General features: G+C 52.0%; 14 protein-coding genes. 1 reads left to right on the top strand and 13 read right to left on the bottom strand.

Annotated elements, in window-relative coordinates:
* Positions 1-683 precede the first annotated feature (683 nt).
* From OGV69_RS03545 to OGV69_RS03480, 13 genes are all read right to left on the bottom strand, one after another.
* The gene (locus OGV69_RS03545) at positions 684-1,532 is read right to left on the bottom strand and encodes a DUF4942 domain-containing protein (protein ID WP_047358705.1); all 849 of its coding nucleotides are present in this window, start codon (positions 1,530-1,532) and stop codon (positions 684-686) included.
* 321 nt (positions 1,533-1,853) lie between these two features.
* On the bottom strand, positions 1,854-2,345 hold the full coding sequence (locus tag OGV69_RS03535; RefSeq protein ID WP_047358706.1) for a DUF5983 family protein: 492 nt from the start codon (positions 2,343-2,345) through the stop codon (positions 1,854-1,856).
* Positions 2,342-2,722, bottom strand: a complete 381-nt coding sequence (locus OGV69_RS03530; RefSeq protein WP_047358707.1) for a TA system toxin CbtA family protein — start codon at positions 2,720-2,722, stop codon at positions 2,342-2,344. The genes OGV69_RS03535 and OGV69_RS03530 overlap by 4 nt, the downstream gene beginning before the upstream one ends.
* Before the next feature lie 57 nt (positions 2,723-2,779).
* A complete protein-coding gene (locus tag OGV69_RS03525) occupies positions 2,780-3,145 on the bottom strand; it encodes a type IV toxin-antitoxin system YeeU family antitoxin (protein WP_047358708.1) in 366 nt (121 codons plus the stop codon).
* A 21-nt stretch (positions 3,146-3,166) separates the two neighbouring features.
* A complete protein-coding gene (locus OGV69_RS03520; RefSeq protein ID WP_047358709.1) occupies positions 3,167-3,388 on the bottom strand; it encodes a DUF987 domain-containing protein in 222 nt (73 codons plus the stop codon).
* A gap of 13 nt (positions 3,389-3,401) precedes the next feature.
* Positions 3,402-3,881 carry a RadC family protein gene (gene radC / locus OGV69_RS03515; RefSeq protein ID WP_047358710.1) on the bottom strand — a complete coding sequence of 160 codons (480 nt, stop codon included), beginning with the start codon at positions 3,879-3,881 and terminating at the stop codon, positions 3,402-3,404.
* Between the two features lie 12 nt (positions 3,882-3,893).
* The gene (locus tag OGV69_RS03510; RefSeq protein ID WP_047358733.1) at positions 3,894-4,367 is read right to left on the bottom strand and encodes an antirestriction protein; all 474 of its coding nucleotides are present in this window, start codon (positions 4,365-4,367) and stop codon (positions 3,894-3,896) included.
* Between the two features lie 268 nt (positions 4,368-4,635).
* Positions 4,636-5,454, bottom strand: a complete 819-nt coding sequence (locus OGV69_RS03505) for a DUF932 domain-containing protein (protein WP_047358711.1) — start codon at positions 5,452-5,454, stop codon at positions 4,636-4,638.
* 117 nt (positions 5,455-5,571) lie between these two features.
* Positions 5,572-5,823, bottom strand: a complete 252-nt coding sequence (locus OGV69_RS03500; protein WP_047358712.1) for a DUF905 family protein — start codon at positions 5,821-5,823, stop codon at positions 5,572-5,574.
* A gap of 190 nt (positions 5,824-6,013) precedes the next feature.
* On the bottom strand, positions 6,014-6,481 hold the full coding sequence (locus OGV69_RS03495) for a YfjT/YkfB family phage-associated protein (protein WP_047358713.1): 468 nt from the start codon (positions 6,479-6,481) through the stop codon (positions 6,014-6,016).
* A gap of 96 nt (positions 6,482-6,577) precedes the next feature.
* Positions 6,578-6,979, bottom strand: coding sequence for a hypothetical protein (locus OGV69_RS03490; RefSeq protein WP_047358714.1), 402 nt, complete (start codon positions 6,977-6,979; stop codon positions 6,578-6,580).
* Between the two features lie 205 nt (positions 6,980-7,184).
* Complete coding sequence (locus OGV69_RS03485) at positions 7,185-8,072, bottom strand: GTPase family protein (protein WP_047358715.1); 888 nt, start codon at positions 8,070-8,072, stop codon at positions 7,185-7,187.
* 175 nt (positions 8,073-8,247) lie between these two features.
* Entirely contained in the window at positions 8,248-8,712 is a 465-nt protein-coding gene (locus tag OGV69_RS03480) for a hypothetical protein (protein WP_286469095.1), read from the bottom strand.
* 103 nt (positions 8,713-8,815) lie between these two features.
* Here OGV69_RS03480 and OGV69_RS03475 point away from each other — a divergent pair.
* Positions 8,816-9,513, top strand: a protein-coding gene (locus OGV69_RS03475) for an IS1-like element IS1B family transposase (protein WP_095033700.1) whose coding sequence is annotated in 2 segments (ribosomal slippage) — positions 8,816-9,065 and positions 9,065-9,513 — 699 coding nt in all. Because the reading frame shifts where the segments join, the coding sequence is not laid out codon by codon here.
* Positions 9,514-9,528 lie beyond the last annotated feature (15 nt).

Raw genomic sequence — 9,528 nt, 5'->3', positions numbered from 1 at the left:
ATGGGCTTTTTTGCGTCTGTGGTGAACACAGCCGTTGTGACCTGGATGTAGGCCTGATAAGCGCAGCGCATCAGGCAATCCCGCACCACGGAAAAACTTGTCCTGCTACCCGCCCCAATATCGTCCACCGCTGTACGTCCCGTTACGATGAATCCCATTTTTATATAGATCCCTGGCGTCTGCTTACTGAAGTTGGCTGTTAACGGCGAGATTGAGTTTACGTGGGGTGTTTGTGAGAGGTGGCGGGTCAGAAATAGGGTAAAACGATCGACTGGAAGCTATCAGAAACTACAAAAGCAAAAACCCGCCTTTTGGGCGGGTTCTTTAAATAGTGGTGCCGGACTCGGAATCGATGTTTTGTTTTATTTTTATGATTTGCAATCAAAATTTTTGATTTGATTATATTTATACCCTCATTTGTACCCTCATTCCCGATTGGTATGAATCCGAAACCCGAATCGGTGACGATAAGGGGGATACTCGCCTCAGGCTGATGTGTTGATACTTTATGATGGTCCTTTGTTTGGTGACGCTCCTGGTACGTTACAGAATCCAGTAACAAACCACCAGAAGAAAAGCACCAGGAACGCCAGTATCATTTTGTCCATAAGCAGGCGAACCTGGCAAGGGGTTTGTTTAACACTGCACTGGTACTGACATTTCACATATGCGCAGGCCCCTGATTACTGTCCGGATGCCAGCATTCCAGGGTAGTGACGGGCGATGATGTCATTCAGCTTATCGACCAGTTCTTGCCGCTTAAAGGTGATATGAGCAGTTCCCTTCTGAAAGTATTTGATTGCAAACATCTCATCCTCGTAACGATTGCTGTGCCTGTTTTCATGGATATGATCGGCGAGACGACGGGTGACGTCGGCACGGTTGTCGGGAACCGGTTTTCCGTCCAGAAGCATCAGCATCCGCTCAAGGTCAGCTAACCGATCGTGTTGCCTGCCCCAGAGAAGCCCAAATCCCCACCGGTCACATTTGACTAGTCCACTGACGATGATTTTCCCTCCAAATTTACAGGGGCTGTTCGTCTTAAAATCCCAGCTCAACCCTTTGAAGACGTTAATGACACCCCGCTCAAACACATCACCTTTATTCAGATGCAGTTGCTCAAAAGTGCTCAGAATGTTGGCTTCGCTGACTGCAGGAATGTTCTCTCCCTCAAGGTTTCTGTACCACTGATCACGCGCCTGAGCGTCCATGATGGAAAGCATCCCTGACTTTTTCATTAAATCGCGCCATATACCACGATCGAGATTACGGGTAATGGCTTTCATCGCTGTTTCTCTTTTTTCCATCAGCCAGCAGCCACAGCGAAAGTCCTGCTTCATAGCCCAGTCCAGCGCGGTTTTGCCACCGATACTGCGGGTCAGGGTTGAAATATCGTCGAGTTGTTGCATTAGCTCTTCGATCTGCGCCAGCGCGGCATTACGTCCGGTGACGATGCGTTCAATGCTGGTCGAGCAAATCACATCGGTATGGTCGGTTAATATTTCGGGTTCGGTGAGAGTGAGGTCTGGCATCGTTTCTTTCCTTTTATAAAATAAAACGTCAGTCGGTCAGGACTGGCGCTTATGTGCGTGTGATAAGTCTGGCTCGGGGGCTAATCTGTTCTGGCCTGTTGCAGAAGCTGCAGATGGCGGAGATCCCGAACATCTTTGAGCGCCTGTTCAATCCAGGGCAACAACTTTGCTGAGCCGGTGTTGCCTTCGTCGTTGTCGAAGATGATCCTCGTACCGCTATCGATATTGTCCTGCAGCCAGCCAGCCAGCCAGTCAGACTATCGAGAGCGATTTCAGTGGTTAACTCTGGAAATAGATATTTTTGTGGTGATTGATGTTGGGTTACCAGTCAAATGTGGGAAAACCTGGCAGCACTTCGCCACAGGCATCAGGATGAATAATGCTGACGGAGTAACGACGCATAAGTGCTACCACCAGACGACGACAGGCTTTCGACAAACCGAGGCGTTTTAGCCGCAACACCGGAAATGACCACGCGCTCAGACGGAGCAGATAGCCGGTGCCCGAAAAATGGATCCATTCTGACTCGCTAAAGTCTTCATGCTGATGCGACTGTTTGTACAGCAGGGTGTTGTCGGCTTCGGTGATATGCGCGGTACTGCAATGGATACCGGTAAGGTGGGCGGCGGGTAGTAATGGATCTTCAACAACCCGCTTTCCGGGGGTATCAGCAATACGAAGTGAATATCCGTTGTCGCAGATCGCGTTAATAATGTCGTTCAGTTCAATGCCATCGATATCCACGATGATACGACCCATGTTGAGGGCCAGTATATTGATAGCATCGGCTTCTGCCGTCAGGGATAGTTTCATGAATGTTGCTCCTGAGCTGCATTTCCAGCGATGAGAAGAGTGATCCTTTTATACCCGTTACGTTGCATCAAACCCGTTGCCCGTCTGGCCCGGAGAATATCAATCACCCCGATAAAAGGGGACTGATGCTTAATGGAGAAACCGGGACGATCAATCCGCACCAGTTCAGATTTTTCAACGAGAAAATTGAGTGCATCTGACAGTGAGATACCGGCGTCAATATATTGCGTAATAATCTTCTCATCGGAAAATTGCGTGTCGCTAAGCGAAAGGCCGTAATGTCTTTTTAACAGATACGTAAGAAGTTGCTGCCAGATTTCAACGGGCGTCGGGTGTGACGGTGCCTTCCGCGTCGGGATGGCGGATAAGGTCTGCATAATGAAATGTTCCTGAATGAAGTCGGGTTAAAAAGAATGAGGGATTATGGGGTGGGATTACCGGGTTATGCTGTTGTCTGGTGTCGGATACATTGCTGTATAAATGTAGCCATGTGATCCGAGGGAATCTGCTTCACAGGTCAGCCCTTTTGCATATAACGTGACACAGTGCTGATGGCGGGGATTGAGCTCACCGGAAACCAGCATTAATTCCAGCTGTTTGAGCAGTGCCGGAAATGCCTGATCGAGATGGCGTAAATCCGCATCGCTGAACACACCGGCGATACTGGCCCGATCAGCCAGATAATGCAGGCGGTTGCCTTCCTGTACCAGTCGTGCGCCAAAACACGGAGTGATGCCCGGTTTCAGCCCCCACCAGGGCTCAGAGACATCATGGTTTACTGGAGGTAGTTGATTCGACAATTTAGTGCTCCTTAATTAAGGTTAATTGAGCGTGACGCTACGCAAAACGACATACGGGCCGTTACGGTCCTGGCGGCGTTCAGCGAATACAGCCAGCACACCACTGATATCCTGCACCTCCCGGCCGGCATAGTGGCAGATACTGCCGGACCACTCGTATTTCCCTGTACAGAAGCGAAACAACCGGGACTGCGGGTGTTGACGGTATATTGCCATTGCCTGACGTTTGCTGATTATTTTCATCGCTGTTTACTCCTTAGAGCCAGCCGCGTTCAGCAAAGGAGACAATATCCATCCCGCCGATGATCAGATGGTCCCGCAGGCGAATGTCAACCAGTTCCAGAGCCTGTTTCAGACGTTCCGTAATCAGCCTGTCGGCTTTACTGGGTTCAGCCTCCCCCGACGGGTGGTTATGCGCAAGAATGGCTGCGGCAGCGTTATTTTTCAGGCCGGATTTAACGACCTCACGCGGGTGAACGGTGACAGTGTTGATCGTCCCCAGGAACAGTGTGTCGTGGGCTATCAGTCGATTCTGGTTGTTAAGCCACAGGACGGTGAAAGCTTCGCGGTCAAGTGTGGCAAGCTGCAGACGCAGCCAGTCACGAACGGCATGGCTGGAGGTAAATGACGTGCCGGGTTCACGTAGCTGGCACTCCAGCAGGGTTAAGGCTTCCCGGATAGTGTGTTGTTCTGATGACGTTAATGAGGCGGCAAATAGTGGTAACTGTTGTTCCATACCAGAGCTCTCTCAGTCAATGATGCGCATAATGGCGTTGCATTCAGCGTGGTTAATCGCGTAATCGCGCAGGCGGTAATAGTGTCCGGTCATGGCATCGCATTCCGTGCGACAGGCGTGGTGGCTGTAGGCGATGAGACAGACCGCAACCCCGGCGGCTTCAGCGCTCATCTCCGCGCCGTTGCCGTTCATGGGGTTAAACAGCGTCCATTTCTCATCGTCGCCTTCGTCAGCGTCCGGGGCCATATATGCCCCGCCGTTGGCCAGCGTATAAAAATTCCAGATGCCCCCGCTGTAGTGCTCACAGAAACGCTCCATCCACGCAAAAACAGCCGGTTCAAGGATTATCCATTGTGGAATGCTGCCAAAGTGCTGCGGCCAGAAGGCAATGCGCTGTTCATCCGGTACAGGTGTGCAGACAATTGCGACTGCGTGCTGTTGTTCCGGGGATGCTGAGTCGACGGTATTGTCGTCCAGGGTGAGCATGTTGTTCATTTGATTTCCTTTGTATTTTCAGGTGGGTTGTTGAAACGAAGTGACGGACAGGACTGTGCGTAGCCATTCTCGTCACAGCGTGAGGGCCAGTGCCCCTCAGGGATACTTACGCTGCACATGCTGAGTTCACCGGGACGATAAAGAAGGTGAGAGCACCAGGCGGACAGGTCGGCATCAGAGATGGAGCGGCAGCCTTGCTCACTGATCAGGGAGAACGGATGTGGCTAAACCTGAATCACGCCGCCGGGAATACACTGCATTACTTCAGGCTCCCGAGCAGGCTTTCCGCCATTACCCACAGGGCGCGGTTGAGCTTCACGTCGCCGTCAATGCCGTTAACCGCACGGGTGTGGGCCCGTTTACCTTTCGTTGTTCTGCCCGGCAGGCCGCCTTTAATCAGGTTTTCCTGGATACGCTGGTAGGTGGTCCACAGGTCGGAGCTTTCATCCTGCCAGCGTCGCGCAGACAGAATCTGTGCTTCCGTCACCGGCTGGTGCTCTTCCCCAAAGCGGTACGTCAGGGCGGCTCTGGCAAACGCCTGTTGTGCCGGCGGAGGAAGTAGCAGTGACTGCATGGCATCCCGCTTCTCCTCCACCCGGTCAAATATCCCCAGCACCTCATAAGCCCCTTCAATGACTTTCTCCACCACATTGCCCTTGTGCGGTACGCGAACCTCACCAAAGGTTTCGCCACAGACAAGTCCGTTCTGGCAGACAAAGCGAAACAGGCCCGGCAGCATCTGGTATGAGCTGGAGCCGTCGTGGCTGTTCAGGAGAATGATTTCGGGGACCTGTTTGCCGGTGATTTGCCCCTCACGCCGCAGACGCAGCATGTGCTTTGTGTGGTCGCGTTTATTCAGGTCGCGAACGCGGGTCTGGCAGGCAAAGAACGGCTGGAAGCCTTCCCGCTGCAGATTATCAAGCAGTGTGATGGTCGGGATATACGTATAACGTTCTGAGCGTGATTCGTGCTTTTCTTCACTGAATACGCTGGGGACGTAATGGGACAGTTCGTCGCGGGTCAGTGGGCGGTCGCGGCGTACGAGACTGGCCGCACCAAAACGGCTGGCTAAGCGCATGGTTAATACCTCTGATATCAGGTTAAAGGGCATAAAAGCAGAAAGGCCATGCTCCGGAAGGTGCATGGCCTGTGGGGGACTGTGTTCTGTTGAAAAAAATGAGCAGAACTTCGCCACTCAGTGGCTCAGTGGCTGCGGTGACACAGGGATACCGTCGCTGATGAGACAGCGGTTCAGCATCTCTCCGGCCTGCGGGGCAAAATTCCAGTCCCGCCATATCAGCATTTCGCTGCAGTCGCGTATGACCAGCCGAAAATGGGTGCCCTGGTCGTCTTCGACAGTGACGTTGAGGTAGCGTGCGACCATGGCTTCCGCCTGTGCCCGGGTGAAGGGGCCGGGTGGCAGCGACGCATTATCAGTATTCTGCATATCTGATCCCTGATGAGAAATAAAAGAAAACACCCCGCTCAGGTGAGCAGGGCGTCGGCGGTGTGAAATACTGGTGCAGTGGTCAGGGCTGGCGGGTTTGTTCTGCCTGAGCCGGGATATCCGTCATGGACTGAGGTTCCTGTTGTCGTGAGCGTGAATGAATTCAGAAAAAAGGCGTTACCGGCCTTTATTACGGCAGGGCATATTTCGGCAGACAGCCGCTGTCCCCGAACGCGGGAAGGACCTTCCCCGCACCGTTAAGCGTAAACACGGCTGCCTTTACGCCCTCCCCGGACACAATGACCCGCTTACCGGTGCGCAGTTTATCCCATGCCCATGCCACGTTGTCTGAGCCCACATGTGACTCGCTGTCACTGACGCTGACAGGCTCCTCATCGTCAATTTTCATGTCCAGCGACTGGCCGTTATCCATCCTGACCTGATGACCGTTTGCGTCGGTGAAGGTCATGGTGGCCGCTCGTGAGCCGGTGTCTTCGCAGGTCAGGTAAAGCTGCGACTGTCCTTTCCCCAGAATCACAAACTCAGACATCCCCTGACCCCAGCCGCTGGCCCAGATATCACGGTTACCAAAGGCCTGTGACACTGCCGGAGTCAGGGCAGATATCAGAAGAGTGGAAAGCAGTATTTTCTTTTTCATGGTATTCCCTGAGGGTGATGGTTAAGACGATACGGGTCTCTCCTGAAGGCGGTGAGACGCGTTAAGAAAGAGGGCGGATAAGTGATACTGGCCATATCACTGGCTGACGGTGAATGTGCCCTGGTCGGTGAACACCCTGGCCTCAACAAAATTGCAGGCTTTACCAAAGTCGAGCGTGTGACCAAATTTCCAGAAGACACTGTCAGCGAAGGTCATTTTGCGGGGTGTGAACGGTTTATCTGTGGGCCACCAGCCATCCACGTTCCGGCCCCTGTAGGCTATTTTTCGGTGTGTCAGCATCGGGCATTTTCCCCGGTTAACATCGATTTTCTTTATCATAACGGTGTCGGTTTTTGCTGTCACGGTGACATAGACGCAGCCATAGCATTCATGACCGGCATGGCTGACCTCCACTTTAACGGGCATATCGCTGCCGGCCAGGGAGGGAAGTGAGGTGAACAACAGACTGGCGGTCAGCGCCATAAAAAACCTTTTCATTACTTTTCTCCGGATGAAGGCATTCCTGCGATTCATCGCATTGATTTTTAATCAGTAAATGGCTGAATACAGTATCCCTGAGGGATTCTATAACCGGAAATTCATCATGAATGATGAATAAAACCGATCGGGTCGATCGACAAAATCGATCGTGACAGAGCCAGATTATTTATCGAAACGGAAGACAGGCTTATCGATGTGGAAGTCAGCCAAAGAAGAAGGACCAGACGGTTCGGGCAGCACGGGCCACGGTGTGTGTGACGGTCTGAAGTGCATAACGTGCAGCCTGCGGCAACGGGGCCAGGTCGATGACCGCGTCAATCACTTCCACCACGGCATCGCCAAAGCTGTTGCGGGCGGTACTGATAATGCCGGGGGTGTGGTACCCGCTCTGCAGGTGAGGCACCAGCGGGCTGCGGGCCTGCTTTGGGAGACGGGTAATCATCGCCTCCACCAGACGGGGAAGGTGGTACCGTCCCCTGACTGACACCGGAAGAATATCCGTCTCTGCTGTTCCCATCTGACGGGCGACGGCCTGGCGCTTCTGCGTAATATGCTCACTCTGTGATACTGAAGGCTGTGCCGACAGCCAGTTCCACTGTTCAGCCGGTTCGGTTTTATCCACCTGGTTGAGGACCCACAACACCGGTGGTAGCGGTCCGCTGTATTGTGTGAATACCCCCTGATAAAAATGCTCTTCCACCGAAAACGCCCGGTCATCGGCCTTCAGCACCCACAGCACCATATCGAGTTGCGGCATGAGTTCGCGGTACAGCTCACGGTATTCATCGTCGCGGCTAATACTCTCCCCCACACCGGGCAAATCCACCAGTGTCAGGTAATGACTGCCGAAGCGCAGGCGCACACGTTGTGGCTGCCGGGTGCAGGCTTCCACGGCATTCACCGCACAGACTTCGCTACGGAACAGCGCATTACACAACGAGGATTTTCCGACGCCGGTTTTGCCCATAATGCCAATCACGGGTTCGTATGTGACGAGTTGGTTGAGTTCCTGGAGAAGATGCTGACGCAGGGCGCGGGGATAGCGTCGCAGATGGCGACGGATAAGGGCATAGCCCGAAGGATGTTTCATATAAGCCTCGGCATAATAAAAAAGGCCATCCGGTGGGGACGGCCTGACTGAAGTAAACGGGAAGGAATTCATTGGTGTGATATATATCTGATATTTTTTTAAAATATAAAATACCTGTGCCGTCGGGTCGAGATATTACATCTTATCTGCATTTAGGCGTATTGATTACATCTGTTTATACGGACTTGCGTATCTGGATTTTTGCTTTTTTATTTTTCCTTTTCTTACGTTCTTCTGTGTTGAGGTAAGTGAAATTATTGGAACTGGTTCTGGTTCTCACTCCAGGAATGCTATTATATATTTGGGACTGAAGACGGAAAAAAGTGAGGTATCCTTTTCGGTTATGACAGATGGTATTTCTGTGTTCATCATTGATTAAATCTAAAATTTTAATTTCTTGCCCAACATCCACTACCTGTGTGGCATTATGGAAGCGTAACGGATCGTTACGTTTATTTTTTAATCGCGGACCATCTGAAAACTTGTAACAAATAACCATGGGATATTCCTGCCGTTCCGGTACCCCTGTGTTTGCCCATTTATTATAAATATCTGACGAAATATAGGCACTGGCATAGGCGTCAGGATGTTTGATGAAAAAGAAGTTAACAAGATAAAATGGCTGATGCCCAACAGTCATCAGGATTAGTCGTGAATAACCCCGAACTGATTTATATAACGGGTCTGAGGTGATGCTGCCAACTTACTGATTTAGTGTATGATGGTGTTTTTGAGGTGCTCCAGTGGCTTCTGTTTCTATCAGCTGTCCCTCCTGTTCAGCTACTGACGGGGTGGTGCGTAACGGCAAAAGCACCGCCGGACATCAGCGCTATCTCTGCTCTCACTGCCGTAAAACATGGCAACTGCAGTTCACTTACACCGCTTCTCAACCCGGTACGCACCAGAAAATCATTGATATGGCCATGAATGGCGTTGGATGCCGGGCAACCGCCCGCATTATGGGCGTTGGCCTCAACACGATTTTCCGCCATTTAAAAAACTCAGGCCGCAGTCGGTAACCTCGCGCATACAGCCGGGCAGTGACGTCATCGTCTGCGCGGAAATGGACGAACAGTGGGGATACGTCGGGGCTAAATCGCGCCAGCGCTGGCTGTTTTACGCGTATGACAGGCTCCGGAAGACGGTTGTTGCGCACGTATTCGGTGAACGCACTATGGCGACGCTGGGGCGTCTTATGAGCCTGCTGTCACCCTTTGACGTGGTGATATGGATGACGGATGGCTGGCCGCTGTATGAATCCCGCCTGAAGGGAAAGCTGCACGTAATCAGCAAGCGATATACGCAGCGAATTGAGCGGCATAACCTGAATCTGAGGCAGCACCTGGCACGGCTGGGACGGAAGTCGCTGTCGTTCTCAAAATCGGTGGAGCTGCATGACAAAGTCATCGGGCATTATCTGAACATAAAACACTATCAATAAGTTGGAGTCATTACC

The organism is Citrobacter sp. Cc139, from assembly GCF_030334645.1.
Classification (GTDB): Bacteria; Pseudomonadota; Gammaproteobacteria; order Enterobacterales; family Enterobacteriaceae; genus Citrobacter; species Citrobacter werkmanii.
Note: the sequence above shows the minus strand (reverse complement) of the source record. Positions and strands in the feature narration are given on the sequence as shown.